Annotated in this window: 20 protein-coding genes, 3 pseudogenes and 1 riboswitch; of the genes and pseudogenes, 16 read left to right on the forward strand and 7 right to left on the reverse strand. The window is 69.6% G+C overall.

The window, feature by feature from the left end; translation table 11 throughout:
* Positions 1–31 precede the first annotated feature (31 nt).
* Positions 32–1,069 (forward strand): AraC family transcriptional regulator, encoded by a 1,038-nt coding sequence (locus ACFJIX_RS05910; RefSeq protein ID WP_377158417.1) that lies wholly within the window; start codon positions 32–34, stop codon positions 1,067–1,069.
* On the opposite strand, the gene ACFJIX_RS05915 is transcribed toward ACFJIX_RS05910, so the two are convergent.
* A complete protein-coding gene (locus ACFJIX_RS05915) occupies positions 1,052–1,402 on the reverse strand; it encodes a hypothetical protein (protein WP_377158418.1) in 351 nt (116 codons plus the stop codon). The two genes, ACFJIX_RS05910 and ACFJIX_RS05915, sit on opposite strands and share 18 nt — an antisense overlap.
* A complete protein-coding gene (locus tag ACFJIX_RS05920) occupies positions 1,395–1,925 on the reverse strand; it encodes a heteromeric transposase endonuclease subunit TnsA (protein WP_377158419.1) in 531 nt (176 codons plus the stop codon). The genes ACFJIX_RS05915 and ACFJIX_RS05920 overlap by 8 nt, the downstream gene beginning before the upstream one ends.
* Positions 1,926–2,208: 283 nt before the next feature.
* Between ACFJIX_RS05920 and ACFJIX_RS05925 the strand changes: the two are divergent.
* Positions 2,209–2,874 (forward strand): annotated as a pseudogene (locus ACFJIX_RS05925) (ATP-binding protein); the annotation flags it as partial.
* A gap of 147 nt (positions 2,875–3,021) precedes the next feature.
* Here ACFJIX_RS05925 and ACFJIX_RS05930 read toward each other — a convergent pair.
* Together ACFJIX_RS05930 and metH are read right to left on the reverse strand one after the other, a co-directional pair.
* Positions 3,022–3,690, reverse strand: a complete 669-nt coding sequence (locus tag ACFJIX_RS05930) for a glycine zipper 2TM domain-containing protein (RefSeq protein ID WP_377158421.1) — start codon at positions 3,688–3,690, stop codon at positions 3,022–3,024.
* Positions 3,691–3,853: 163 nt separating this feature from the next.
* Positions 3,854–6,637 carry a methionine synthase gene (metH, locus tag ACFJIX_RS05935; RefSeq protein ID WP_377158422.1) on the reverse strand — a complete coding sequence of 928 codons (2,784 nt, stop codon included), beginning with the start codon at positions 6,635–6,637 and terminating at the stop codon, positions 3,854–3,856.
* An 81-nt stretch (positions 6,638–6,718) separates the two neighbouring features.
* A riboswitch (S-adenosyl-L-homocysteine riboswitch) is annotated at positions 6,719–6,823 on the reverse strand.
* Between the two features lie 166 nt (positions 6,824–6,989).
* Between metH and ACFJIX_RS05940 the strand changes: the two genes are divergently transcribed.
* Positions 6,990–8,195 (forward strand): hypothetical protein, encoded by a 1,206-nt coding sequence (locus ACFJIX_RS05940; RefSeq protein WP_377158424.1) that lies wholly within the window; start codon positions 6,990–6,992, stop codon positions 8,193–8,195.
* A gap of 3 nt (positions 8,196–8,198) precedes the next feature.
* Here ACFJIX_RS05940 and ACFJIX_RS05945 read toward each other — a convergent pair whose 3' ends face one another.
* From ACFJIX_RS05945 to ACFJIX_RS05955, 3 genes are read right to left on the reverse strand one after another with little or no spacing between them, the layout of a single operon-like run.
* The gene (locus ACFJIX_RS05945) at positions 8,199–9,275 is read right to left on the reverse strand and encodes a homocysteine S-methyltransferase family protein (RefSeq protein WP_377158425.1); all 1,077 of its coding nucleotides are present in this window, start codon (positions 9,273–9,275) and stop codon (positions 8,199–8,201) included.
* A gap of 40 nt (positions 9,276–9,315) precedes the next feature.
* A complete protein-coding gene (locus tag ACFJIX_RS05950; RefSeq protein WP_377158426.1) occupies positions 9,316–9,993 on the reverse strand; it encodes a DUF4197 domain-containing protein in 678 nt (225 codons plus the stop codon).
* Positions 9,974–11,062 carry a fumarylacetoacetate hydrolase family protein gene (locus tag ACFJIX_RS05955; protein ID WP_377158427.1) on the reverse strand — a complete coding sequence of 363 codons (1,089 nt, stop codon included), beginning with the start codon at positions 11,060–11,062 and terminating at the stop codon, positions 9,974–9,976. Before ACFJIX_RS05955 ends, ACFJIX_RS05950 begins: the two co-directional genes overlap by 20 nt.
* Before the next feature lie 34 nt (positions 11,063–11,096).
* On the opposite strand from ACFJIX_RS05955, the gene ACFJIX_RS05960 reads away from it, so the two are divergent.
* The 13 genes and pseudogenes from ACFJIX_RS05960 (at position 11,097) to ACFJIX_RS06020 (ending at position 26,307) form a co-directional block, all read left to right on the forward strand.
* Positions 11,097–11,975, forward strand: coding sequence for a hypothetical protein (locus ACFJIX_RS05960; protein WP_377158428.1), 879 nt, complete (start codon positions 11,097–11,099; stop codon positions 11,973–11,975).
* A gap of 218 nt (positions 11,976–12,193) precedes the next feature.
* A complete protein-coding gene (locus tag ACFJIX_RS05965; RefSeq protein WP_067279348.1) occupies positions 12,194–12,499 on the forward strand; it encodes a DUF3567 domain-containing protein in 306 nt (101 codons plus the stop codon).
* A 319-nt stretch (positions 12,500–12,818) separates the two neighbouring features.
* Positions 12,819–15,153, forward strand: a pseudogene (locus ACFJIX_RS05970) (ATP-binding protein).
* Between the two features lie 106 nt (positions 15,154–15,259).
* Positions 15,260–15,448 (forward strand): hypothetical protein, encoded by a 189-nt coding sequence (locus ACFJIX_RS05975; protein ID WP_377158430.1) that lies wholly within the window; start codon positions 15,260–15,262, stop codon positions 15,446–15,448.
* A complete protein-coding gene (locus ACFJIX_RS05980; RefSeq protein ID WP_377158432.1) occupies positions 15,448–16,404 on the forward strand; it encodes a TraB/GumN family protein in 957 nt (318 codons plus the stop codon). Before ACFJIX_RS05975 ends, ACFJIX_RS05980 begins: the two co-directional genes overlap by 1 nt.
* On the forward strand, positions 16,356–17,027 hold the full coding sequence (locus tag ACFJIX_RS05985) for a MarC family protein (RefSeq protein ID WP_377158433.1): 672 nt from the start codon (positions 16,356–16,358) through the stop codon (positions 17,025–17,027). Before ACFJIX_RS05980 ends, ACFJIX_RS05985 begins: the two co-directional genes overlap by 49 nt.
* Before the next feature lie 126 nt (positions 17,028–17,153).
* Positions 17,154–17,882 carry a PhaM family polyhydroxyalkanoate granule multifunctional regulatory protein gene (locus tag ACFJIX_RS05990; RefSeq protein WP_377158435.1) on the forward strand — a complete coding sequence of 243 codons (729 nt, stop codon included), beginning with the start codon at positions 17,154–17,156 and terminating at the stop codon, positions 17,880–17,882.
* Positions 17,883–17,911: 29 nt separating this feature from the next.
* Positions 17,912–19,051 (forward strand): FIST N-terminal domain-containing protein, encoded by a 1,140-nt coding sequence (locus ACFJIX_RS05995; RefSeq protein ID WP_377158437.1) that lies wholly within the window; start codon positions 17,912–17,914, stop codon positions 19,049–19,051.
* Positions 19,051–19,992, forward strand: coding sequence for a substrate-binding periplasmic protein (locus ACFJIX_RS06000; RefSeq protein WP_377158439.1), 942 nt, complete (start codon positions 19,051–19,053; stop codon positions 19,990–19,992). The genes ACFJIX_RS05995 and ACFJIX_RS06000 overlap by 1 nt, the downstream gene beginning before the upstream one ends.
* A gap of 47 nt (positions 19,993–20,039) precedes the next feature.
* The gene (locus ACFJIX_RS06005) at positions 20,040–21,566 is read left to right on the forward strand and encodes an FAD-linked oxidase C-terminal domain-containing protein (RefSeq protein WP_377158440.1); all 1,527 of its coding nucleotides are present in this window, start codon (positions 20,040–20,042) and stop codon (positions 21,564–21,566) included.
* 74 nt (positions 21,567–21,640) lie between these two features.
* Positions 21,641–22,729 (forward strand): glycolate oxidase subunit GlcE, encoded by a 1,089-nt coding sequence (gene glcE, locus ACFJIX_RS06010; protein WP_377161636.1) that lies wholly within the window; start codon positions 21,641–21,643, stop codon positions 22,727–22,729.
* A gap of 95 nt (positions 22,730–22,824) precedes the next feature.
* Positions 22,825–24,082, forward strand: a pseudogene (gene glcF / locus ACFJIX_RS06015) (glycolate oxidase subunit GlcF).
* A gap of 407 nt (positions 24,083–24,489) precedes the next feature.
* A complete protein-coding gene (locus ACFJIX_RS06020; protein ID WP_377158442.1) occupies positions 24,490–26,307 on the forward strand; it encodes an alkaline phosphatase family protein in 1,818 nt (605 codons plus the stop codon).
* Positions 26,308–26,322 lie beyond the last annotated feature (15 nt).

Here is a 26,322-nt window from a genome sequence, read left to right on the forward strand (position 1 = left end):
CGAATCGGCCAGGTTCCCACCCGAGTTCGCCATGACTGAATCGCAATCCGAGAAAGATCCCTTCGAAGGGCGCCGCATCGCCAACCTAGTACCCGGGGTGGCTCGCATGGTGTTGGGGCTCGCCGAGGATCGCGGGATATCACCAGAGCGGCTTTGTCGTGGCCTAGGACTGAGCCCGCAGGATTTGACGATGCCCGATGTGCTCGTCTCACACCAGCAGACTCGCGCGCTCATTTTGCGAGCCCAGCGCATGCTGGATGAACCCGCACTCGGGCTGGCGGTGGGTGCGCGCGAAACGCCAGTGTCCTGGGGTCTGGCAGGCCTGGCCATGCTGACCTGTGAGACGCTCGGGGAGGCTGTGCACTACGGCCTGGAACGTCAGACGCAAACGGGATCGCTGCTGGAACATCACGTGATAGCCGACGGCCAGCGCGTTCATCTAAGCGCATCGCCTCGCCTATTCGACTTGGAGATCGAAGCATTTTTGGTGGAGGAGGCGTTTGCCGGCTCAGTAGCGGTCGTGCGTGCGATGGTCGGTCCAGGCTTTCGGCCACTGCAAGTCGACCTCGCTTATCCAAGCGGCGATCACCACAGGCTGTATGAACGATTTTTTCGCTGCCCTGTGCGCTTCCAGGCAGACGAGCATCGTTTGACCATCGAGGCCAAGTGGCTGCAAGCGCGTCTGCCGGGCCATGACCGCATAACGAGTGGTCTAGTTCGTCAGCAACTCAACCGGCTGCTGCAAGTGCCCATCGGCCAGGACGACCTCATAGAGTCGGTGGCGAACCGATTGCGTTACGGCCTGCAAGACGCTCCGCGCCAAGAGCAACTGGCAAGCCTAGTCAACGTTAGCGAGCGAACGTTGAGGCGTCGGCTTGAGCAACGCGATACAAGCTTCCGTGCGCTGCGGGACAGCACTCGCTTGGAACGTGCGCGCGATCTCCTCGCAAACACCACTATGACCATCTCAGAAGTCGCACAAGCGCTTGGTTATGCGGATGCTCGTTCTTTTCGCCGTGCCTTCAAGCGCTGGACAGGGCAGCTGCCCACATCACTTCGCGATGGATAGGACACGCGTGGGAGTTCCTGACTCAAGCAGCGGTCGGATGATCTCGTAACGCGCTCTTGCTTCGGCCCAGTCAGGCTCAGGGATACCCTCAACCGCCTGCGTCGAAGCGGGCGGGATCTGGCTGCCGATGGCTTCCAACTCCGCAACTCGAAGCACCTCCGGACGGCCAGTGTCGAGGTTGCGCGCAAAGACCGACTCCAGCCCAAGCACCTCGTCGACCCGGAAAACACCGCTCGCGTGTTTGACGAGGGCCCCCTGCGCGATGACGAAGGTGGACAGGTTCATCGTCACGGCGGCGTCAGCACTGCCGTCGTTCTCCTTCTCTTTAGCCATTCGTCGGAATCCAGAGGAAGGTGTTCAGGTTCAGTGGCAGACAGACATCGCACTCGATCCTGCGCTTCGCCACGAGGCTCCATAGCTGCGCAATGCCCTCGGCGCGATGTACGGTCGGGAAGTACTTGGTGAGCAGGTAGTCGAAGGTCGTCGTGCCTAGTTCTCCGAGGTCCTCCACGATGCAGTCGCTGAGCGCCTCATCGAACTCCAAATCGTCATACCGACGCAGGAAGTTAATGTTGTCCAGTGCCAAGGTACGAATCCGGCTCTCGTCCATGATGGTGAAGCGCCAACCCATGGAGATCGCATAGCGCCGAGCCGCCTTCCATTTCGAGCTCCACTCGCGCCAGTGCAGTTGCCAATCCTTCTGCGGCTTCACCTCCACCAACAGTGGCTTTCGCTGCATGTCGACCGGGGCAGTGGTCGAGCGGTAAATCACCAGGAAGTCCGGCGTGTAGGTGTACTGGCGGCCCGTCGGCGCGACGAAGGGAATCTCACAAGGCTGGGAGACGACCGCCGACACGGCCAGACTGTGCCTCTGCAAGTACAGGTAGTCCCGCTCAAGAAGCGACTCAAAGGGAACCCCTTCGTCGGAGTCACGAAAGAACACTTGTCCTGTGACGTTCCGGTAAGACCTTGGGATCTTTCGAACGGAGCGCGGGCGATCTGGGTAGTCGCAGCTATTTGAGGAGTATTGTGGGGCGGTCGCAGCAATTTTGCTCATATCCGTCGCAGCAATTTGAGAGTAGTTCGCGCTAAGTCATTGTGGCCCGTGTAACCGTGTCGCAGCAATGGAAAAATGCCACAGCGGCTCGCCGCCGCGGCCGGGCGAGATCACCCTCGCCCAGCACGGCGTGCTTTTTCTCGACGAACTGCCGGAGTTCCAGCGCATGTCACTCGAAGCCCTGCGCGAACCGCTCGAGACCGGCCGCGTCCACATCTCGCGCTCGGCGCATCAAGCGGAGTTCCCGGCGCGCTTCCAGCTGGTCGCGGCGATGAACCCCTGCCCCTGCGGACACCTGGGCAATCCGACCAAGGCCTGCCGATGTTCGCCGGATCAGGTCACGCGTTATCAGAACCGCCTGTCAGGTCCGCTGCTGGATCGCATCGACCTGACGGTGGAGGTGCCAGTGCTGCCGCCCGCGATCCTGTCGGCGGCCGCGGACGGCGAGACCAGCGCCGCCGTTGCCGCCCGCGTGGCTGCGGCCCGTGACCGCGCCATCCGCCGGCAGGGATGCACCAACGGACTGCTCGGGGCGGGACAACTGGACCGGCATCTCGCCATGGCGCCGGAAGCCGAAGCGATGCTGCATCGCGCCGCGGCGCGGCTGGCCTGGTCCGCGCGCAGCTTCCATCGGGTGCTGCGGATCGCGCGCACTGTCGCCGACCTGGCGGAGAGTGACGCCATCACGGCATCGCATGTCTCCGAAGCGATCCAGTGGCGCCGCGCGCTGCCGGGGCGCGATGCGTGAGCGATGGCGGAGCGCCCGTGTCAGTCCTCGTTCGGATCGAACTGATGGAGCGGGCTGTAGCCGGCCCGGGTCGGCGCTTCGAAAACGACAACGCCGACCCGGAGGTCGGCGTCGGTCGCAACACCGGGCAAGCCCGGGACGCAGCGTTTACTGGCGGATCAGCTGACCGTCGCTCACGCGCACGATGTCGCCGTTCTGCACACCCGGGTCGTGGCTGAACGTCATCGTGCGGTTGCTCTGGTCGGCGTTGCGCATCTTGACCACCCACACGGTGGTGCTGCGCTGGCGCTTCTCGATCTCGTTGCCGGCGTAGCCGCCCGCGACCGCACCGCCGACCGTGGCGATCTTCTTGCCCGTGCCGCCGCCGACCGCGCTGCCCAGCAGGCCGCCGACCACCGCGCCGCCAACGACGCCGATGCCCGTGCCCTGGCCTTCACGCGCCTCGGTACGGACCGACAGCACCGTCGCGCAGGATGCGCACAGGCGGGACTCGGTCTGGCCCGCGCCGGACGTGCCGGCGTTGTCCGCATAGCCGGTCGAACCGCCGTCGCGCGGCGCCTGCTGCTGCGCGACGCGGCGCGAGTCGTTGGCCGGACGCTGCTGGACGGCGTCATCGCCGGAGCGGCGGGCCGCCCGGGCCTCGTCCGCGGCGTTGGCGCCATTGCGGTCGACGATGTTGCCTTGCTGCTCGGTCGCCGCCACCGGCGAATCCGGCAAGGTCGGCGCGGCCTGCCGGCCCGCGAAGAAGGCCGCCACGACCAGCACGGTCGCCCCAACGGCCCCAGCCGCGATCTTCTGATTGGTATTCAACGCCATGATTCACCTCTTATGGTTTTCCCCTATCTCGGGGGATGAGCGAAGAATGCCACGCTGTTACAAGTCGCGGGGGCCTAAAACTGTCCCGTTTGTAAAGGGGTGAAACGCCGCCTGTAGGACAAGGCCGCGTCCTGCGGCTTTCGTTGCGCGGACGCGTCGCGCGTCAGCCGAGCAGCGGCGCCAGCGCCCGTTGCGCGGCCTGATGGTCGAGCGCCATCCGTGCCGCCCAGTCGGCGACCTGGTCGTCCCCGATGCGGCCGACGTTGAAGTACGTCGCCTCCGGATGCGCCAGGTAGAAGCCGCTCACGCTGGCCGCCGGCGTCATCGCCATGCCCTCGGTGAGCGCCATGCCGATGTCCTCGGCCTGGAGCACGCGGAACATGTCCCGCTTGACCAGGTGATCCGGGCAGGCCGGATAGCCCGGCGCCGGACGGATGCCGCGATACGACTCCGCGATGAGTTCCTCGTTGCTGAGGGTCTCGTCCGCCGCATACCCCCACAGATCCAGCCGCACGCGCTGGTGCAGTCGTTCGGCGAAGGCTTCGGCCAGGCGGTCCGCCAGCGCCTTCAGCATGATCGCGGAGTAGTCGTCCAGGTCGTCGATGAACTGCTGCTCCTTCTTGTCCACGCCGAGCCCGGCGGTGACCGCGAACAGCCCGATGTAGTCCGGCACCGTGCCCTTGGCGGCGATGAAGTCGGCCAACGCGCGATTGGGCCGGCGCACGCCGTCGACCACCGGCCGCTCGGTCTGCATGCGCAGGCCGCGCCAGGTCATCAGCACCTCGGTGCGCGACTCGTCGCTGTAGATCTCGATGTCGTCGTCGTTGACCTGCGCGGCGGGGTACAGGCCCATCACGCCGCTGGCGGTCAGCCAGCGGCCCTCGATCAGCCGCTGCAGCATGCGCTTGCCGTCGCTGAAGACACGCTGCGCCTCGGCGCCGACGATCTCGTCCTTCAGGATGGCCGGGAACGGCCCCGCCAGGTCCCAGGTCTGGAAGAACGGGCCCCAGTCGATGCACTGCGCGAGTTCGGCCAGGTCGTAGTTGCGGAACTGGCGCCGGCCGATGAAGCGCGGCACCGCCGGCGTGTAGCTCGTGAAGTCGGCGCGGTGCTTGTTCGCGCGCGCCTGCGCCAGCGTCACCAGCGGGGTCTGCTTCTTGTTGGCGTGGAGCTCGCGGACCTTCTCGTAATCGGACTTCAGCTCGTCGATGAAGCGCGTCGCGCGTTCGTCGGACAGCAGCTCCGAACACACGCCCACCGAGCGCGACGCGTCCGGCACGTAGACCACCGGGCCTTCGTAGTGCGGCGAGATCTTGACGGCCGTGTGCACGCGGCTGGTCGTCGCGCCGCCGATCAGCAGCGGGATCTTCTTCATGCGGAAGTAGTCGTCGCGCTGCATCTCGGCGGCGACGTACTGCATCTCCTCGAGGCTGGGCGTGATCAGGCCCGACAGCCCGATGATGTCCGCGCCCTCGACCTTGGCCTTCGCGAGGATGTCCTGGCACGGGACCATCACGCCCATGTTGACGACCTCGAAGTTGTTGCACTGCAGGACCACCGTGACGATGTTCTTGCCGATGTCGTGCACGTCGCCCTTCACCGTCGCGATGACGATCTTGCCCTTGGAGCGCACGTCCTCGCCGGCGGCGGCCATCAGGCGCTTCTCTTCCTCGATGTAGGGCACCAGGTGCGCCACGGCGGACTTCATCACGCGGGCGCTCTTCACCACCTGCGGCAGGAACATCTTGCCGGCGCCGAACAGGTCGCCGACGACGTTCATGCCGGCCATCAGCGGCCCTTCGATCACGTGCAGCGGCCGGCCGCCCTGGGCAAGGATGCCCTGCCAGGCCTCCTCGGTGTCCTCGACGATGAAGTCGGTGATGCCGTGGATCAGCGCATGCGACAGCCGCGCGGCGACGTCGCCGGCGCGCCAGGCCAGCTTGGCGCTGTCGTCCTTGGCGGCGCCCTTGACCGTCTCGGCAACCTCGAGCAGCCGCTCGGTCGAATCCTCGCGGCGGTTCAGCACCACGTCCTCGACGCGCTCGCGCAGGTCGGCGGGGATCTCGTCGTAGACGCCGACCATGCCGGCGTTGACGATGCCCATGTCCATGCCGGCCTGGATCGCGTGGTACAGGAAGACCGTGTGGATGGCCTCGCGCACCGGCTCGTTGCCGCGGAAGCTGAACGACACGTTCGAAACGCCCCCGCTGACCTTCGCGCCGGGCAGGTTCTTCTTGATCCAGCGCGTCGCCTCGATGAAGTCGACGGCGTAGTTGTTGTGCTCCTCGATCCCCGTGGCGATCGCGAAGATGTTGGGGTCGAAGATGATGTCCTCGGGCGGGAAGCCGATCTCGTCGACCAGCATGCGGTAGGCCCGGGTGCAGATCTCGATCTTGCGCTGGTAGGTGTCGGCCTGGCCGGTCTCGTCGAAGGCCATCACCACCGTGGCCGCGCCGTAGCGGCGGATCAGCTTGGCCTGGCGGCGGAACTCCGTCTCGCCTTCCTTCAGCGAGATCGAGTTGACGATGCCCTTGCCCTGGATGCACTTCAGGCCGGCCTCGATCACCTCCCACTTGGACGAGTCGATCATGATCGGCACGCGCGCGATCTCGGGCTCCGAGGCGATCAGGTTGAGGAAGCGCACCATCGCGGCCTTGCTGTCGAGCATGGCCTCGTCCATGTTGATGTCGATGACCTGCGCGCCGTTCTCGACCTGCTGACGGGCGACGCTCAGCGCGGCCTCGAACTCGCCGTTCAGGATCAGCCGCGCGAAGGCCTTCGAGCCGGTGACGTTGGTGCGTTCGCCGATGTTCACGAACAGCGTGCCGGCGCCGATGTTCACCGGCTCCAGGCCGGAGAGCTTCATCGGCGGCACGGCCACGGGCGAGGCTGGCGCGGCGGAAAGATCGGAAGCAGCGGAAGCGGAGGCGGAATTCGGGGCGGACATGGCGGCGGCGCTTTTCGAAGCTGGACGTGAGCTGAAACGAAAGACGGGGCCGCGCAACTCACCGCAACCCCGCGGAACGCGGGTCGGTGAGCGCCGTTGTGAGGCGGGGTCCAGGGGTCCGACACCGCCGTTCCGAGCCTGGCGGGAACCCGGGTGACGGGACCTGTCGCAACGCTCCTCGGAAACCACCGCCGCCGCAGGGGCGCGGTGCGGCCTTGCTGGTAGCGGGAACAGCGTGCATTCTACCGGTCCGGCCCTGGTTTGTTCGTGCCGTATTGCCTTCCCGGCCCAGGTGCGCCCGTATCCTGCGCGGCACAACGACAAGACGACGACACGTCGATGGGAAGCCACCGTGGATCTGGTCCAACTTCCTCCCAACAGCCTGCGCGTGGGACAGGTGCTGACGTTCTCGCTGCGCGACGCGGCGGGACATCTGCTGTTCGCCTCGGGGCATCCGCTGCCCGACACGCCGCAGGTGCGCGACCTGCTGGCCCGCGGGCCGTGGGTGCAGGCGCACGAGACGCGCGAGTACCAGCGCGCCCTCGCCCACAAGCTCGACACGATGATGCTGCAAGGCGCGTCGATGTCGGCGCTGGCCAACGCGACCGCGGAATACAAGCCCACGCGTCCGATGCCCATGCCGCAGTCGACGTCGCCGGCGCACACCGCCATCTGGGCCGACCTGCAATGGCATGCGCAGCAGGTGCTGCGTGATCCGCGACGGCCGGAATTCCTGCTGCGCCTGAGCGAACTGCTCGACAAGGTGCTGGCCCGGCTGACGCAGCAGCCGGACGCCTCGCTGGCGATGCTGGTGCACGACGCCGGCCAGGAGCCGCTGCAGTACAGCGCGCGGCATGCGCTGCTGTCGCTGGCGCTGGTCGAGATGACGACGCGCCAGCTCGGCTGGGGTGAAGGCCGCCGTCGCACGCTCGGGCTCGCGGCCTTGACGATGAACCTGGACAGCGGCGCGCAGCAGGACCAGCACGCGATGCGTCCGCAAGCGCTCGGCGACGCGCAGCGCGAGCAGTTGGCCGGGCACGGCGACCGCGCGGCGGCGACGCTGCAGGCGATCGGCGTGGACGACGAGGACTGGCTGACCGCCGTGCGGCTGCATCACGACGCCGGTCCGGGCCCCCTGGCGGGCCGATCGGACGGCGAGCTGATGGCTCGGCTGCTCCGGCGCATCGACGTGTACGGCGCCCGCCTCAGCCCGCGACGCAGCCGCCGGCCGCTGTCCGCGGCACAGGCGGCGCGGGCGGTCTACCTCGACGAACTCCAGCAACCCGACGAGGCCGGTGCCGCGCTGATCAAGGCGATCGGTCTCTACCCGCCGGGCTCGTTGGCCCGGCTGGCCAACGGCGAGGAAGGCATGGTGCTCAAGCGCGGCCACAGCGCCAACGCGCCGCTCGTGGCCTCGCTGGTCGGCCGCAGCGGCACGCCGTTGACCGTGCCGGTGCTGCGCGACACGCGGCTGCAGGCGCAGGCCATCACGGCCAGCCTCGCGCCGCATGAGATCCGCCTGCGGATCAACATGGACGCGATGCTGAAGTTGTATTGAGGCTCAGACCTCTTCGGCGACCAGCCCGCTGAAGAGCTTGCTGCCCCAGCGACGCGGCTGGTAGGCGGAGACCTTCTGCGCGATCGCCCGGATGTGATCCGGCGTCGTGCCGCAGCAGCCGCCCGCGATGTTCAGGAAACCCGCGGCGGCGAACTCGCCGACCAGACGGCCGGTGACGTCCGGCGTCTCGTCGAAGCCGGTGTCGCTCATCGGGTTGGGCAGGCCGGCGTTCGGATAGCAGGAGATCGGCGTGTCGCCGGCCGCCTTCGAGAGTTCCTCGATGTAAGGCCGCATCAGCGCCGCGCCGAGCGCGCAGTTCAAGCCGATCGCGATCGGCTGCGCGTGCCGCACCGAGTGCCAGAACGCCGTCACCGTCTGCCCCGACAGGATGCGGCCCGACGCGTCGGTCACCGTGCCGGAGATGATCACCGGCAGACGCTCGCCGGTGTCGTCCATCAGCTGGTCGACCGCGAAGATGGCGGCCTTGGCGTTCAGCGTGTCGAAGATGGTCTCGATCAGGAACAGGTCGACGCCGCCTTCCAGCATCGCCTTGGCCTGGTCGTAGTACGCCGCGCGCAGCGTGTCGAAGTCGACATTGCGCGCACCGGGGTCGTTGACGTCCGGGCTGATCGAGGCCGTGCGCGGCGTCGGGCCGAGCGCACCGGCCGCGAAGCGCGGCTTCTCCGGCGTGCTGAACGCATCGCAGGCCTCGCGCGCCAGGCGCGCGGCGGCGACGTTCATCTCGTAAGCGTAGGCCTCGAGGCCGTAGTCCTCCTGCGCGACGGTGGTCGTGCCGAAGGTGTTGGTCTCGATGATGTCGGCGCCGGCGTCGAGGTACTGGCGGTGGATCTCGCTGATGACCTCGGGCTTCGTCAACACCAGCAGGTCGTTGTTGCCCTTGAGGTCCTTGGGATGATCGGCGAAGCGCTCACCGCGGAAGTCGGCCTCCGTCAGCTTGTAGCGCTGGATCATCGTGCCCATCGCGCCGTCGAGGACGGCGATGCGTTGCGCCAGGATGGCAGGCAAGGCGGCGCCGCGGGTGTAGGCGACGGCGGGACGGGCGGAGGTCGGGGCGTTCATGGGGCTCGATCGTAGGAAGCCCCACCCCGCCCCATCGTTCTCAACCGCCGAAGACCTTCTTCAGGATGGCGCTTCCGGTGCCGACCGGGTCCTGGCGGATCTTCTTCTCCTCCTGGCCGATCATGAAGTACAGGCCGTCCAGCGCCTTGTCGGTGACGTAGCCCTGCAGGTTGGCGTCTTCCTTGCGGATGAGGCCGAACCCGGAGGCCTTGCCGGCGACCGCGTTGTACTTCTCGCTCAGCGACTGGCGCTCGGTGGCCTTCGTGACGATGGGCAGGAACTTCGTCGTCAGCGGCGAGCGGGTCTTGTCCTCGAAGAACTGCGTCACCGCGTTGTCGCCGCCACGCACGATCCTCACCGCGTCCTCGACGCTGATGTTGCGCACGGTGGTCACCAGCAGCTGGCGCGCCTCGGGCATCGCCTGTTCGGCGGCGCGGTTCATCGAGGTGATCAGGTCGTCGATGCGCCTGCCCTGGCCGGTCGTGCGCAGCAGGCGCGCGGCGTCCTTCAAGGCGCCGGGGAGCTCGATCTTCACCTGAGGGTTGCCGAGGAAACCGTCGGTGCGACCCAGGTTGGCGAGCGCCGCCTGGGCGCCGCGCTCGAGGGCCGCGCGCACGCCGGAGGCGGCGTCGCCCTCGCTCAGGCTCAACGCCATCGCCCACGGCGAGGCGCAGCCCGCGCCCAGCAGCGCGATCAGGTCACGGCGAAGCAGGTTCATCGGTGTCTCCTTCTTGAGCTTCAGTGGGGGTCGCTTTCTCGGCTTCGATCGCCGCCTCGGCAGCGCCTTCCGAGGCGGCGGCGGCGTTCGAGGGCCTGTCGTCGGTGTTCTCGGCCTTCTCGGTGTACTCGGTGTTCTCGTCCAGGCCGGCGTCGTCGGACGTTGCATCTTCCGACTCCGCGAGATCCATGTCGATGGCGCCGAACGGGCCGGGACCGTCGCCGAGCTTGAACTCGATGCGCAGGCTGTCCCCGGCCTCCAGCACCACCGGCTTGCCGAGCACCGGCGTGCCCGCGCCGACCAGCGTGCCGGCGCGCAGCGGCCGGTTGAGGGCCGCCTCGGCGAGCAGGTCGCCGAAGGACCAGCGCATGCCGGTCTTCGCGTCGACGACCGCCTGCTTGCGTCCGTTGCGCATCACCTGCAGCTGCAGCGCCGCGCGTCCGAGGTACCACGCACCGGGCAGTTCGTCGGGTGTGACGGCGACCGGCGCGAACTGCAGCGCCGGGCGGCTGTGCAGCGCCGGCCAGCCGTTGGCGAGTTCCTCCTGCTGCACCGGCCGCAGCACCCAGTCGCTGACCAGCATCAGCAGCCGGATCGACTCCAGCGCCTGCGACGGCACCGCGCCCTGCGCCAGGTCGCCGGTGAGCACGGCGAGCTGCGGCTCGGGTTCCAGCCCCGGCGTACGCAGGTCCAGGAGTTCGGTCGGACCGAGCAGCGCCTCGGCGCCGCCGGCACGCAGCAGCGGGGCGCTGAGGCGCTCCGGCCACGCGAGGCCGCGCTCGCGCAAGGCCTGACCCTGGTCCGGGTAGGCCTCGCCGGCGATCCAGCCGGCCAGGCGCGGCAGCGGTGCCAGGCATTGCTTCGGGTCGAACGCGAACGCATGCCGCGCGCGGCCGTGATTCAGCGACTGCGACAGCATCTCCAGCTGAGGCGCCATGAAATTCCAGTCGTCGAGCACCTGTTGCAGGCGCGTCGCGATGCCGTTGGCATAGCATGCCTGACTCAGGTCTCGCGACACGACCACCAGTTGGCCGTCGCGGGATCCGTCGCGGTAGGTTGCGAGTTTCATTGTGGTGGGCGGACAGTCATTCGTCGGGCGATCGTTGGCGGCATTTTCACCTCAGGATCGGGTCGCGCTCGCGACGGCCGTCGCGGGGGCGCTGGTGCTGCACGCCGCGGCGATCGGTGCGCTGTCTCAGCGTCCGCCGCCGCAGGCGATCGATGCGCCGGTGGTCACGACCCGCGTCATCGAGGCCCCGCGCCCGCCCAAGCCCGAAGCGGTCGCGCCCGTGGTCACTCCGCCCGCCACGCCGCGCACGCCTTCGCGTCCCAGGCCCGCTCCCGATCCCGAAACCCGGCCCGTGCCGGCGCTGCTCGCGCTGCCGCTGCGCGGCGACGGCGCCCTCGCCTACGCCTTCGTCATCGACGGCCAACCCGGCGAGGCCGCCTTGAACTTCCACATCGGGAACGGGCGCTACGACATCACGCTCGAACGCCGCTCGGGCGATCGCGAGCTGCCGGTCTGGCACAGCGAGGGCCGCGTCGGTCCGCAAGGTTTGCAGCCGGAGCTGCACCGCGTGTCGCGCCAGGGTCGCGAACGGGAGCTGCAGATCTTCGACCGTGACGCCGCGCGTCCGGTTCTGCTTGTAGGCGCGCGCGCCTTTCCGCTGTCGGCTGGCACGCAGGACCGCCTGTCGTGGTGGCTGCAGGTGGCCGCCATGATGGCCGCGGAACCCGCGCCCTGCATCGGGCAGCGCCTGCGCGTGCCGGTGGCCGGCCCGACGGGCGTCAACGACTGGGATTTCGAGGTGATCGCGCGCGACGGCGGCCGGTGGCTGCTGCGGCGCGACCTGGCCCGCGGCGCGGGCCGCCCGGCGCTGCAATGGTCGGTCTGGCTCGACGGTCAGCGCGGTTTCCTGGCCGTCGACCTGCGCTTCAGCCTGGACGACGACGAGCAGTGGGCGCTCCGATTGCTGGAGTGACCCTGTCCGCCGCGTGCATGTCCGCTTGATCTCGATCCCGTGTGTGCGCGTTACGGTTCGTGAATCCGTGAAACCCTGTGCGGTTGGCACCACAAATGCTTGAGACACGGTGCAGCGTGTTCCGCGAGATCTGCCACCATGGGTCATGGCCTGGTTGGGAGCGACGGGTCTTGAATCTGTCGCAACAGGCCATAACTCCTCCAACCAAGGAGTCCTTCATGCACATGCTTTACGACTCACCGAGCTACATCGTCGTCCAGTTCGATGTACCGGTCGCTCCGTCCGCTGGCGATGCCGCGCACGCCGCCCAGGTGGACCACACGAACCTGCCATCGCTGCAGCGTGACGGTTTCGAGATCGTCGACAAGTTCACCCGCAAGGAGATCTTCATCGAAGGCGCCCTGGCGCAGACCTTCCAGGAGGGCGTCGAAGCCCTGATCGAGCAAGGTCCCGACGTCGACGACCTCGACGCCTTCATCGCGCAGTACGCGAACCTGGGCCAGCAGCCCGTGATCATGCATTGATCCCCCACACCACCCGCCCCTGACAGGCAGTCGACCACTGCCCCGCAAACGGGCAGTCAGCGATTGCTGGTGGGGCCGGAGTGGCGCTTGGGGTTCCCGGAGGAAGGCCCCATGCACCGCGGAGAGCCCGCGCCTGGCCTCCCGCACGCTGACCGCCGCTGATTCCGTCAGCCGGGGCTTGTCCCCAAACCATCCCTGCGCCAAGATCGTGCAGCCGCGCCCCTTCGAGGGGTGACGCGGCAAGCGGCGCCCGGGTCCGGGGCCATGTCCGCGTCCTCGACGCCGTCCTCGTTCCGGAGATCCCCCTCCCGCACGAACCATGGGCAAGCGCGCGCAACTTCCACTGGACTCCCCGGGCCTGTCCGACAGCCCGGTGCTGGACCGCATGTGCTCGCACTTCGTGCTGACGCTGACGGTCCGCCACGCCAACCGCTTCAATCCGCGCCGCGACCTCAGCGGCCTGCTGGCGCTGACGGCGCGGCACCTGGTCTGGCCGCCGCAGGTGCTCACGCGTGTGCGGGGCTATCTGGCGCGGCGTTGCCAGGGCCACTCGCTGTGGGCCGGCCATGAACGGCTGGGCGACGCCGCCTTCCTCGCCCGCCACGGCGTGTGGCGCGGCCCGTTCGCCGAAGGCACGGTGTTCTTCTACCTCGACGAGTACGTCAAGGATGCGCCGAAGGACCTCCTCGCGCTGCTGTCCTGCACCTGCGACGCCCTCGACGGCCAGCTGCGCAGCCGGTCCACGCTGGTCGAGCAGAACATCGACGTGCTGGGCCGCCTGCTGCAGCTGAACGCGGCCGAACGCGCGCTGCTGCTCTACGGCACGCTGGCGCGATATCAGCGCGAATTGCGCGGCGCGCTGGTCGAGTTCAAGGTCAACACCGCGCAGGAAGCCTTCGCCGCGATCGCGGACCTGGCCGGCGTCGACCCGCACGAGGTGGCCGACGCGCTGCGCGCCGGGTCGCGGCTGGAGCGGGTCGGGATGATCGAGAACCTGATCGCCGAACACAACATCACCGATCTCTCCGACCTGATGAAGGTCAGCGAGCAGTTGCCGCCGGTGCTGATGCGGGCCTATGACGGTCCGCAGGACCTGATGGCCGTGTTCACGCGCCCGGTGACGCCGAGCCCGCTGCAACGCGCGGACTTCGACTTCATCGCCGAGGACGTGACGCTGCTCGCGACCCTGCTGCGCCAGGCGGTGGCGCAGGGACAGGCCGGCGTGAACGTGCTGCTCTACGGGCCGCCCGGCACCGGCAAGACGGAGCTCGCCAAGGTCGCCGCGCGCGAGGCCGGCCTGGCGCTGTACGAGGTGGAGTACGCCGACCGCGACGGCAATGCGCTGAGCGGCCGCGACCGCTACCGTTCGCTGCAGATCAGCCAGGTGTTCCTGAAGGCGAGCCGCGACGTCGCGCTGCTGTTCGACGAGGTCGAGGACGTCTTCCCGCACCTGAGCGGCGACACCGCGCATCTGATGGCCCGGCTCGACGCGGCGCTGGAACTGCCGGCGACGATGGCCGTCAACGGCAAGGCCTGGGTCAACCAGATCCTCGAGAGCAACCCCGTTCCGGTGCTGTGGATCACCAACCGCATCGAGCACATCGACCCCGCGTTCCGGCGCCGTTTCCAGTACCACCTGGAACTGACCTCGCCGCCGCCCGGCGCGCGGCTGGGGCTGGTGCGCAAGGCGCTGGAGGAACTGCCGGTGCCCGAGGGCTTCGCCGAACGGCTGTCCGAGCGCCGCGGCCTGACGCCGGCGCAGGTCCGCACCGCCGTGCGTTTCGCGCGGCTGGCGGGGGCCGGACGGGGAGGCGACGACAGCGCCGCCGATCCTGCCGAGGTCGCCGCCGCCAACGAGCGCCTCGTCAGCCGGCAGCTGCTGCACGCCGACAAGGCGCTCGGTCTGGTCGATGCCTCGCCCCAGTCGCGGCCGTCGGCGACGCGTTACTCGCTCGACCTGATCCACTGCGAATGCCGCTTCGCGCTGCCGCGCCTGATCGAGGCGCTGCGCCGCCGCGGCATGGGGCAGCCTGTGCTTCCACGGCCCGCCGGGCAGCGGCAAGACCGCGCTGGCCGAGCACATCGCCTCCGAACTGCAACGGCCGCTGATGGTGCGGCTGGCCAGCGACCTGATGTCCAAATACGTCGGCGAGACAGAGCAGAACATGGCCCGCATGTTCGAGACCGCCGCCGCCGAGGGCGCGCTGCTGCTGCTGGACGAGGCCGACAGCTTCCTGCGCAGCCGCCGCGCCGCCGAGCGGCACTACGAGGTCAGCGAGGTCAACGAGATGCTGGCCGGCATGGAGCGCCACGCCGGGCTCTTCATCTGCACGACCAACGCCTTCGACGATCTGGACGAGGCCGCGCTGCGCCGTTTCAGTTTCAAGATCCGCTTCAAGGCGCTGCGGCCGGACCAGCGGCTGACGATGTTCGAGCGCGAAGTCGGCGTGGCGCCCGACGATGCGCACGCGGACCGGCTGGGCGCGCTGGACGCGCTGACGCTGGGCGACTTCGCCGCGGTGCGGCAGCAGGCCGAGATCCTCGGCGAGGCGTTGTCGCCCGACGAATTCCTGACGCTGCTCGAGGCCGAGCATCGCGTGAAGCCGGAAGTCCGCCAGCGCCGCCCGATGGGCTTCCGCGCCGGCGAGGCCTGACCCCGGCCCGTTCATCCGCCCCAGCCGATCTCCCGCGTCGCGCCGGAGAGCGCGGTCGTGCACCGCCTGCCTCGAACCGCGCCGGTTCTATGGCATCGTGCCGCCCATGCTGAACCCGTTCCTCTCGACGCTGCTGATGCGGGCCTCTCGCGGTCTCGCCACCGGCTCGCTCGCCTTGTTGGCGCTGCTGGCCGGCGCCGGCGCGCTGGCCGCGCCGCCCAAGCCCTCCTGCCCCCCGAGCCCGCGCCGCTGCCGGCCGACCGCCTCGCCGCCCAGGCCAGGGATCGCGGGCTGATGTGGACGCTCAAGCGCGACGGTCGGACCTCCTACCTGTACGCCAGCCTGCACGTCGGCAAGCCGGGCTGGGCCGCGCCCGGTCCCCGCCTGCGCAAGGCGCTGGACGAGGTCGACGCCGTCGCGCTGGAACTGGACCCGCTCGACCGCGACGCCTGGAAGATGCCGCCGATGCCCGAGCTGCCGCTGGACGCCGCGATGCGCCAGCGTCTGGATGCGCAGGCCGTGGCGGTCTGCCTGGAGCCGCACGCCCTCGCCGCGATGCATCCGCTGCTGCAGACCAGCACCTACATGCTGCTGCGCGCCCGGTCGCTGGGGCTGGACGTGCGTTACGGCCAGGAGATGCTGCTGAGCCAGTGGGCGCGCGACCGCGGCCTGCCGGTGCTGGCGCTGGAAACGCTGCAGGGCCAGCTCGAAGCTCTGCTGCCCGCCGACGTGGACGCGGCGCGGCACGAGCTGCGCTCGAACCTGCAGCAGCTCGAACGCCCGAAGTCGCTGCTGCGCACGCTGGACACGATGGTGGGCGTCTATGACCGCGGCGACCTGGCCCGCCTGAACCGATACGCCGAGTGGTGCGACTGCGTGACCGACGCCGCCGATCGCGCGGCGCTGCAGCGCATCAACGACGGGCGCAATCCGGCCCTCGCCCAGCGCATCTCCGAGCTGCACCAGCGCGGCCAGTCGCTGCTGGTGGCCGTCGGCGCGATGCACATGACCGGCCCCCCGCGCGCTCACCGCGCTGCTCAAGGAGCAGGGTTTCGAGGTAACCCTGATGCCGCGATCCGGATCGCGGTGACCGAGTTGCGGCACACTGGGCCGCGCCGGCCTGGCCGGGCCTTCCCGCCGGTCTTCCCCACCCCCCTTTCCACCGACCTTTCCACCGACTTTTTCCTCTGGAGTCGCGCATCTTGGACAACCTGCCGTCCTTCCTCCAATCCCTGTTCCTGGTGCCGCTGACGCTGCTGCCGATCATCAATCCGGTGGGCGTGGCCCCGATCGTCATCGGCGCGGCCGGCGGCGACGACCGGGTCCTCAAGCGGCTCGCGCGCCAGGTCGCGATCAACGGCTGGGTCGTGATCATGGTGTCGCTGCTGGTGGGGACCTACGTGCTGGACCTGTTCGGCATCTCGCTGCCGGTCGTGCGCGTCGGCGGCGGCCTGCTGGTGGCCTACAGCGCCTGGGTCATGCTGACCCGCAACGAGACCGACGACGTCCAGACCGCCGTCGTGCACGCCTCGCCCGGCGACATCAGCGAGACCGAGATCGTCCGTCGCAGCTTCTTCCCGATCACCTTCCCGCTGACCACCGGGCCGGGCAGCATCGCCGCGGCGATCGCGCTGGGCGCGCAGATCCCGCGATCGCCGGTGCCGTACGTGATGGGCGCGGGCATCGCCGCCATCGGCGCGGCCTTCACCGCCGCCGTGGTCTATCTGGTCTACCGCAACGGCGGCCGGCTGCTGATGAAGATGGGCGAGGTCGGCACGCTGGTCATGATGCGGCTGATGGCCTTCGTGCTGCTGTGCATCGGCATCCAGATCCTGTGGACCGGCTGGGCCGACCTGAACCACATTCCGACCTGACGCGGCCACCGCCCTTCCCGACATCGGGCGGCCGCCGCCAGGACGTAGGATCGAGCCCATGGCCGCCCCCGGGGCGCCCCTGCGCACGCCGGGGTCCCTGGCGAGGACGGCTCCCGAGGAGACACCATGGCGGACACCGACTTCAGCAAATTCGTTCCGGGCTTCGACTTCCTGCAAGGGCTGATGAAGAACGCCGGCGCCGCGATCCCCGGCTTCAACCAGTGGGTCGCGCCGACGCTGGACCCGCAGGAGCTGGACAAACGCATCGACGAGCTGCGCACCGTGCAGTTCTGGCTCGAGAACAACGCCCGCATGCTCAACGCGACCATCCAGGCGCTCGAGGTGCAGCGGATGACGCTGTCGACGCTGCACGCGATGAACGTGCCCATGGCCGACCTGAAGGACGTGCTGAAGACGCAGGTGCCGCCGCGCCCGTCGCCCGCGCCGAGACCCCAGGAGCCTGCCGCCGCCGCCGCGACGCCGGCTCCCCAGGACGCGCCGGCCGACGCGAAGGGCGAGGCAAAGGGTGAGGCAAAGGGTGAGGCGAAGGCCGGCGACCCGGCCGGGCCCAAGCCTGCCGGCGCCGACCCGATGCAATGGTGGAACGCGCTGACGCAGCAGTTCACGCAGGTCGCGGCCAACGCGATGAAGACGGCCCAGACGGCGGCGACGGCCGCCACGTCGGCCGCGACGTCCTCGGCTTCCGCAGCCTCGGCCCCGACGTCCACCGCGAAGCCGGCGACGAAGACTTCGCCGGGCGCGGCGAAGAAGACTTCCGCCACGTCCACGGCCAGGCCAGCCGCGAAGAAGGCGGCGCCCGCGCGCAAGACCGCTCCCAAACGCAAGGCTCCCTGAGCCATCCCCAGTTTCCCCGAGGGCCGTTCATGCCTCGTTTCCTCCAGGCGCACGCCACCCATCCCGATCCCCACATGGCGCTGGCGCTGGCCGGCGCGCAGCTGGAGGGGCAGCGCGCCGGCATGACGCCGACGCTGGGTTTCCTCTACCTCACGCATCCCTACGTGCCGCACGCGCAGGCGCTGCTGGACGAGGTCCGCGAGCGCTGGCCGGGCTGCGGCTGGGTCGGGGCCTCGGCGCTGGCGGTCAGCGCCAGCGGCGTCGAATACTTCGACGAGCCGGCGCTGGTCGTCATGCTGTGCGACCTGCCCGCCGACCAATGGCGGATCTTCTCGGGACTGCGGCCGCTGACGCCGGACTGCGAATCCCGCAGCCTGCTGCTGCACGCCGACGGCGGCACGCCCGACCTGCAGGAGTTGATCGCCGAGCTCGCCCAGCGCTGCAGCAGCGGCTACCTCTTCGGCGGGCTGGTCAGCGGCGGCGACGACGCGGTCCAGATCGCCGACGGCATCTTCGAAGGCGGCCTGTCGGGCCTGGCGCTGGGCCCGGACGTGCGCTGGATCTCGCGCGTCAGCCAGGGTTGCCAGCCGCTCGGTCGCGAGCGCCGCGTCACCGCCTGCGACGGCCCGCTGGTCACGGAGCTCGACGGCCAACCCGCGCTCGACGCACTGCTCGAGGATCTGAAGCTGCCCGCCTACACCGGCGAATCCGGTTCCCTGCGCCAGGCGATGCCGCTGTTCCGCCGCACGCTGGTCGGCCTCAGCGACGAACCCGGCGCCCGGCGCGAGTACGGCGCCGAGGTCCGTGTGCGACATCTGGTCGGCCTCGATCCGGGCCGACGCGGCATCGCCGTCGCCGAGCAGATGCGCGAGGGCGAATTGCTGAGCTTCTGCGAACGCCACCCCGACGCCGCCCGGCGCGACCTGGTGCGCATCTGCACCGAGATCCGCGCCGAGGCCGAGGAGCGCGGCGCGCGCATGGCCGGCGCGCTGTACTTCAGCTGCACCGGTCGCGGCGGTCCGCACTTCGGCGCGCCGTCGGCGGAGCTGCAGTGGGTGCAGCACGCGCTGGGCGAGGTGCCGCTGGCCGGCTTCTTCGCCAACGGCGAGATCGCCCACGCGCGGCTGCATGGCTATACCGGCGTGCTGACGGTCTTCCTGGACGCCTGATGCCGGGACGCCGCGACCTGCTGCAGGCCGCCGCGGCCTCGGCCCTCTCCGCCACGCTGCCTGCGCTGTCCCTCCTGCCGGGCCGCGCCACGGCCGCCCGTGCTGCGCCGGCGGCCCCGCTCGCCGCGGCGCCGCTGGAGCCGGCCACCGTCATCTATCCGCGCCACCTGCCGCAGCAGGACCGGCAGGTCGACTACTTCATCAGCCTGTTGCACGCCGCGTTGCAACGCAGCGGCGCGCGCTATGCGCTGGTCCAGACGCAGTCGGAGATGGTGCAGAGCCGCGCGCTGCTGGAGATGGCGAGCAACGACCCCAGCATCGACGTGTTCTGGACAATGACCGACCCGCAGCGCGAGAAGAGCCTGCTGCCGATCCGCGTGCCGCTGGACCGCGGACTGATCGGATGGCGCCTGTGCCTGACGCGCGCCGCCGACCGCGACCGCCTGCGCGAGGTGCGGGACCTGAAGGACCTGGCACGGCTGACCGCCGGGCAGATGCACGACTGGCCGGACACCGCCGTGCTGCGCGCCAACGGGCTGCCGGTGCAGGTCAGCACGCATTACCAGGGGTTGTTCCAGATGCTGTCGGCGGGCCGCTTCGACTACTTCCCGCGGTCGATCTTCGAGATCGACGCCGAGCTCGGCAGCTTCGCCGACCAGAACCTCGTCATCGACCCTTACCTGCTGTTGCACTATCCGGCGGCGCTCTACATGTTCGTCCGCCCGGGGCGTCCGCGCCTGGCGGCGGACCTCACGCGGGGCATGAACGCCCTGGTGGCCGACGGCACCTTCGAACGCCTGTCGCGGCAGATCTTCGGCGATCTGCTGCAGCGTCACCGGATCGACCAGCGCCGCGTGCTGCGGCTGCGCAACCCGCTGCTGCCGGCGCAGACGCCGCTCGACCGCAAGGCGCTGTGGTGGCCGCTGCCGGGTATGCGCTGACGCCGCGTTCAGGCCGGGGTCAGCGCGCGGGGCTACAGTTCGACGCCATGACCGCCGTCCTCCCTTCGACCCACGAGCCGCCCGGCGGCCAGGCCGCCGCGCTGGCCGGTTTCCGCGCCGGGCGTCGCGCGCAGCTGGTCCAGGCCCTGCGGGCCGAGCTGCCCGCGCACGCGCTGCTGTGGCAGGACGAGCAGACCCGCCCCTACGAGTGCGACGGCCTGACCGCCTACCGCGAGCGTCCGCTGGCCGTGGCGCTGCCCGAGACCGAGGCCCAGGTCGCCGGCGTGCTGAAGGCCTGCCATGCGCTGGGCGTGCCGGTGGTGGCGCGCGGCGCCGGCACCGGCCTGTCCGGCGGCGCGATGCCGCACGCCGAAGGCCTGACGCTGGCACTCGGGAAGTTCAACCGCATCGTCGCGATCGATCCCCTGGCACGGACCGCCCGCGTCCAATGCGGCGTGCGCAACCTGGCGATCTCCGAAGCGGCCGCCGCGCACGGCCTGTACTACGCGCCGGACCCGAGCAGCCAGATCGCCTGCACGATCGGCGGCAACGTCGCGGAGAACTCCGGCGGCGTGCATTGCCTGAAGTACGGCCTGACGCTGCACAACGTGCTCAAGGTGCGCGGATTCACCGTCGAGGGCGAGCCGGTCGAGTTCGGCTCCGAGGCGCTGGACGCCGCCGGCCTGGACTTGCTCAGCGTCGTGATCGGCAGCGAAGGCATGCTGGCGGTGGTGACGGAGGTGGTGGTCAAGCTGACGCCCAAGCCGCAACTGGCGCGCTGCATCATGGCCAGCTTCGACGACCTGCGCCGTGCCGGCGACGCGGTGGCGGCGATCATCGCGGCCGGCATCATCCCCGCCGGCCTGGAGATGATGGACAAGCCGATGACCGCGGCGGTCGAGGACTTCGTCCACGCCGGTTACGACCTGGACGCCGAGGCCATCCTGCTGTGCGAGAGCGACGGCACGCCCGAGGAGGTCGAGGAAGAGATCGGCCGCATGAGCGCGGTGCTGAACGCCAACGGCGCCACCCGGCTGGAAGTCAGCGAGAACGAGGCGCAGCGCCTGCGCTTCTGGAGCGGCCGCAAGAACGCCTTCCCGGCGTCGGGGCGCATCAGCCCGGACTACATGTGCATGGACTCGACGATCCCGCGCAAGCGGCTGGCCGACATCCTGCTGGCGATCCAGGCGATGGAGCGCAAGTACGACCTGCGCTGCGCCAACGTCTTCCATGCCGGCGACGGCAACCTGCATCCGCTGATCCTGTTCGACGCGAACGATCCGGACCAGTTGCACCGCTGCGAGCGCTTCGGCGCGGACATCCTCGAGACCAGCGTCGCGATGGGCGGCACCATCACCGGGGAACACGGCGTGGGCGTCGAGAAGCTCAACAGCATGTGCGTCCAGTTCTCGCCGCAGGAGCGCGAACGGATGCTGGCCCTGAAGCGGGCCTTCGATCCGCAGGGCCTGCTGAATCCCGGCAAGGTGATCCCGACGCTGCAGCGCTGCGCCGAATACGGCCGCATGCACGTGAAGCGCGGCGCACTCTCATTTCCAGAACTGGAGCGATTCTGATGGCAGTGCAAGCAGCAGGTGTCGCGGCGGCGGACACGGACCCGTCCCCCGGCTTCGTCCCCGCGACGCAACTGATGGCGACGCTGGAGGCGATGGCGGCCCGCTTCGCCGAAGGCCGGCCGGTGCGTTTCACCGGCCACGGCAGCAAGGACTTCTACGGCGGTCCGCTGGGCGACGCCGAGCCGATGTCGACGCTGTCGCTCAACGGCGTGATGGCGTATGAGCCGAGCGAGCTCTACGTGACCGCGGCCGCCGGCACGCCGGTGGCGGACGTGGAGGCGCTGCTCGCGCGGCACGGGCAACACCTGGCCTTCGAGCCGCCGCGTTTCGTCGGCGCGGCCTCGGGCGGCACGGGCACGATCGGCGGCATGGTCGCGAGTGGGCTGTCGGGCCCGGCGCGCGCGACGGCCGGCGCGGTGCGCGATCACGTGCTCGGGCTGACGATGCTGGACGCCAAGGGCGAGCTGCTGCACTTCGGCGGCACGGTGATGAAGAACGTCGCCGGTTACGACGTGTCGCGGCTGATGGCCGGATCGCTGGGCGTGCTCGGGCTGATCGCGCAGGTGACGCTGAAGGTGCTGCCGCAGCCGGTCGCGACGGCGACGCTGCGCTTCGAGGCCAAGCAGGACAAGGCCCTGCTGCAGATGAACCGCTGGGGCGGGCAGCCGCTGCCGGTGTCGGCGAGCGCGTGGTGGGACGGCGCGCTGGTGGTGCGGCTCTCGGGCGCCGAGGCGGCGGTCCGCGCGGCGATCCACAAGCTCGGCGGCTCCGCGATTCCGGAGGCGATGGCCGCGCCGTTCTGGCAGGGCCTGCGCGACCAGTGCGACGAGTTCTTCCTCGGCGCGCGCCGGGCGGTGCAGGGTGGCGCGACCTTGTGGCGCATCGCCGTGCCGTCGACGACGCCGCCGATGCCGCTGCACGGCGAGCAGCTCGTGGAATGGGGCGGCGCGCAGCGCTGGGTCGTCACGCCGATGGCGCCCGCGCAGGTGCGCGAGGTGGTGGCCGCGGCCGGCGGCCACGCGACGATGTTCTACGCCAACGACAAGTCGGCCGGCACCTTCTCGCCGCTCGGCCCGCAGCTGACGCGCATCCACAAGGAGTTGAAGCGGCAGTTCGATCCGGCGGGGATCTTCAATCCGGGGCGGCTCTATCCGGATCTTTGATTCGAACCTCTGACCCGGGCCGTTGAACCGGATCTCCGAAGCGAGACGTCTCCTCCAGCCTCACGACGCGCAGCAAGCCCACAGCAAGCCGACCGATGCAAACCCACCTGGCCCCCGAATTCCAAGGCACCCCGGAAGGCGAGACCGCCGAGGCCATCCTGCGGCGCTGCGTGCACTGCGGCTTCTGCACCGCGACCTGCCCGACCTATCAGCTGCTGGGGGGATGAGCTCGACGGACCGCGCGGCCGCATCTACCTGATCAAGCAGGTGCTCGAGGGCGAGCCGCCGACCGCGGCGACGCAACTGCATCTGGACCGCTGCCTGACCTGCCGCAATTGCGAGACGACCTGCCCCTCGGGCGTCCAGTATGGCCAGCTCGTCGAGATCGGCCGGCAGATCGTCGACGCGAAGGTCGAGCGCCCGCGCGAAGAGCGCCTCAAGCGCTGGCTGCTGAAGGAGGGGCTGACCTCGCCGCTGTTCAAGCCGGCGTTGCGGATCGGGCAGGCCCTGCGTCCGCTGGTCCCGGGCGCGCTGAAGGACAAGGTGCCGCCCAAGCCCGACGCGCGCGCCCACCAGTGGCCGCAACGCACGCATCCGCGCAAGGTGCTGATGCTGCTCGGCTGCGTGCAGCCCGCGATGATGCCCAACATCAACGCCGCCACCGCCCGCGTGCTCGACGCCGCCGGCGTGCAGACGCTGGTCGCCGACGAGGCCGGCTGCTGCGGCGCGATCCGCACGCACATGAACGACCACCACGGCGGCCTCGACGACGCGCGGCGCAACATCGACGCCTGGTGGCCGATGGTCGACGGGCACGGCGAGCAGGTCGAGGCCATCGTGATGAACGCGTCCGGCTGCGGCGTGCAGGTCAAGGACTACGGCCGGCTGCTCGCGCACGACCCGGACTACGCGGCGAAGGCCGAGCGCGTGTCCGCCCTGACCCGGGACCTCAGCGAGTTCCTGCCCGAACTGGTCCAGCCGCTGCGCTCGCGCATGGGCCAGGACGCGTCGACGGCGCCGCGCCCGAAGCTCGCCTATCACCCGCCCTGCACGCTGCAGCACGGCCAGCAGTTGCGCGGCGGCGTCGAGGGCCTGATGCGCGAGCTCGGCTTCGAGATCTCGGTCGCCCCCAGCGAAAGCCACCTCTGCTGCGGCTCCGCCGGCACGTATTCGGTGCTGCAACCGCTGCTGTCCAAGCAGTTGCGGGAACGCAAGCTCGCCGCGCTCGCGCCGCTGGCGGCCGAGGCCATCGTCTCGGCCAACATCGGCTGCATCCAGCATCTGCAAAGTGGCACGGACGTCCCGGTCCGACATTGGGTCGAAGTGCTGGACGATGCACTTCTACATCGATGAGTCATTGACTCGCGCCCCGAATCTCTTGAGGAAGCGTCGCTTCGGCGCATCACTTCGCGCCTAAACCCTTCCCACTTGAGGAGGAGTTCTCACGTCAATCGCCCCACCTCGGGCAAACCCGGGCATGCCCTTTGCCTGCGGCCCGCAGAATCGCCTCCCATAACAGGAGGGGAGCGCGTCAAGCGATCCAACCAGAAAGTGAAATGGGCCGGTCACCGCGTGGTGACCGGCCTTTTTTCCGTCCAGGCGCCTTCGGCTTCCCGGCAGGATCCCGGCCGCCCGGTCAGGGTTTCCCCGCCGCGCAGAGCGAGCAGATGCGCCGGCAGCCGCCCCGACACCGCGAGCGGGAGGCGGATACTCCGCTGTCATATCTGTTTCAGCGGCTTCGTCCGGAGCCCCGATCCGCCATGACCCTGACCCGTCGCACCTGGCTGCTGGTGCCCGTCCTGGCGGCGCTGGCCGCCTGCGCCAACGCCCCGTCCTCCCCGACCTCGGACGCCGGCACCGCCCCGGCAACACCTGGCCCCGTGGCCCCCGCCTTCGCGGCGAAGAAACCGCCCAGGATGGTGGTCTTCATGGTGGTCGACGGGCTGCCGATCCGGCAGGTGCTCGGCTACCGCGACCAGCTGCAGCCGGACGGCTTCAAGCGCTTCCTGGACCGCGGCGCGTGGTTCGCCAACGCGTACTACGGTCACGGCTACACGGTCACGGCCGCCGGCCACTCGATCATGCTGAGCGGCGCCTATCCGCAGCGCAGCGGCATCATCGGCAACGAGTGGCGCGATCCGATGACCGCCGCCCCGCAGTACAACACCGCCGATGCGCGCTACCAGTACATCGGCAACAAGACCGAGCCGCTGGCCGGCACGAGCCCGAACAACTACAAGGTCGAGACCGTCGGCGACGTGCTGCGCACGCTGCAACCGGGGTCGAAGGTCATCGGCATCTCCGGCAAGGATCGCGGCGCCATCCTGCCGGCCGGCCACAAGGGCACGGCCTACATGTACATGGGCGGCAGCGGCGAATTCGCGTCGTCCACCTACTACATGGACAAGCACCCCGCCTGGGTCGACGCCTTCAACGCGGCCAAGCCGGCCGACAAGTTCTTCGGCAAGACCTGGTCCCCGATGCTGCCGGAGGCGGCCTACGCGCGCAGCGTGCCGGACGGCCAGCCCTGGCAGGCCAACAGCGGCAACGGCAACAAGCTGCCGGCCGTGCTGGGCGCCGGCATGGACGGCCCGGGGCCGCGCTTCTACGGCAACATCCTGCCCTCCCCCTTCGGCGACGAGCTGACGCTGGCCTTCGCCAAGGCGGCCGTCGAGGGCGAGCGGCTGGGCACCGACGACCAGACGGACATCCTGTCCGTCAGCCTCTCCAGCCATGACTACATCAACCACGCCTTCGGTCCCGAGTCGCGGCTGTCGCACGACCACTTCCTGCACCTCGACGCCTGCCTGCAGGACTGGTTCAAGTACCTCGACGCCAAGGTCGGGCGCGACAACTACGTCGCCGTGCTGACCGCCGACCACGGTTTCACCGACACGCCCGAATGGGCGAAGTCGCAGGGCCGGGACGCCGGGCGCATCAACCCGGCGCAGGTCGTGGGCGTCATCAACGCGGGCCTGTCGAAACGCTTCGGCGAGTACCGCTGGGCACTCAACATGTCCGGATCGGGCGTGATCTTCGACGAGGTGGCGATCAAGGCCGGCGGCCTGAACCCCGACGACGTCTATGCCGTCGCCAAGGCGTCGGTCGAGCAGATCGATGGCATCCAGGTGGCCTTCACCCGCGCGCAGCTGGCCGGGACGGACACCACGACGCCCTACCTCGAGCAGTTCCGCCGCTCCTGGTACCCCGGCATCGCCGCGCCGCTGCAGGTGGTGCCGAAGGCGGGCTGGATGTTCGGTTCCCGCGCGACCGGCACCACCCACGGCAGTCCCTACGAGAACGACACCCACGTTCCGCTGCTGACCTGGGGGACCGACGTGGGTCGGCCAGGGCCGCATCGAGCAGCGCGTCGAGATCGTCGATCTCGCGCCGACGCTGTCGGCCCTTCTGCACATCCCCGCGCCGAAGCAGGCGCAGGGCCGGCTGCTGCCCCTGCCGGCGAAGTAACCCAACCGAGCGCGGATTCCCCCCGTTCACCCCACCCACCCGCCACCGAAGCGGGGGTGGGGTGCGCCCGCCACACGGCTCCTGTAGGCTCACCGGTCTCGCAGAAGTGACAGGGAGACCGCCGT

This window comes from Roseateles sp. UC29_93, assembly GCF_042695725.1.
Classification (GTDB): Bacteria; Pseudomonadota; Gammaproteobacteria; order Burkholderiales; family Burkholderiaceae_C; genus Roseateles; species Roseateles noduli_A.

Bases quoted from the DNA above. Each gene is read 5' to 3' on its own strand.
- ACFJIX_RS05945 (WP_377158425.1), bottom strand. From the start codon at position 9,275: ATGAACGCCCCGACCTCCGCCCGTCCCGCCGTCGCCTACACCCGCGGC.
- ACFJIX_RS06000 (WP_377158439.1), top strand. From the start codon at position 19,051: ATGCCGGGACGCCGCGACCTGCTGCAGGCCGCCGCGGCCTCGGCCCTC.
- ACFJIX_RS05950 (WP_377158426.1), bottom strand. From the start codon at position 9,993: ATGAACCTGCTTCGCCGTGACCTGATCGCGCTGCTGGGCGCGGGCTGC.
- ACFJIX_RS06005 (WP_377158440.1), top strand. From the start codon at position 20,040: ATGACCGCCGTCCTCCCTTCGACCCACGAGCCGCCCGGCGGCCAGGCC.
- ACFJIX_RS05995 (WP_377158437.1), top strand. From the start codon at position 17,912: ATGCCTCGTTTCCTCCAGGCGCACGCCACCCATCCCGATCCCCACATG.
- ACFJIX_RS05910 (WP_377158417.1), top strand. From the start codon at position 32: ATGACTGAATCGCAATCCGAGAAAGATCCCTTCGAAGGGCGCCGCATC.
- glcE (WP_377161636.1), top strand. From the start codon at position 21,641: ATGGCGACGCTGGAGGCGATGGCGGCCCGCTTCGCCGAAGGCCGGCCG.
- ACFJIX_RS05930 (WP_377158421.1), bottom strand. From the start codon at position 3,690: ATGGCGTTGAATACCAATCAGAAGATCGCGGCTGGGGCCGTTGGGGCG.
- ACFJIX_RS05990 (WP_377158435.1), top strand. From the start codon at position 17,154: ATGGCGGACACCGACTTCAGCAAATTCGTTCCGGGCTTCGACTTCCTG.
- ACFJIX_RS05915 (WP_377158418.1), bottom strand. From the start codon at position 1,402: ATGGCTAAAGAGAAGGAGAACGACGGCAGTGCTGACGCCGCCGTGACG.
- ACFJIX_RS05965 (WP_067279348.1), top strand. From the start codon at position 12,194: ATGCACATGCTTTACGACTCACCGAGCTACATCGTCGTCCAGTTCGAT.
- ACFJIX_RS05975 (WP_377158430.1), top strand. From the start codon at position 15,260: ATGCTGAACCCGTTCCTCTCGACGCTGCTGATGCGGGCCTCTCGCGGT.
- metH (WP_377158422.1), bottom strand. From the start codon at position 6,637: ATGTCCGCCCCGAATTCCGCCTCCGCTTCCGCTGCTTCCGATCTTTCC.
- ACFJIX_RS05955 (WP_377158427.1), bottom strand. From the start codon at position 11,062: ATGAAACTCGCAACCTACCGCGACGGATCCCGCGACGGCCAACTGGTG.
- ACFJIX_RS06020 (WP_377158442.1), top strand. From the start codon at position 24,490: ATGACCCTGACCCGTCGCACCTGGCTGCTGGTGCCCGTCCTGGCGGCG.
- ACFJIX_RS05980 (WP_377158432.1), top strand. From the start codon at position 15,448: ATGTGGACGCTCAAGCGCGACGGTCGGACCTCCTACCTGTACGCCAGC.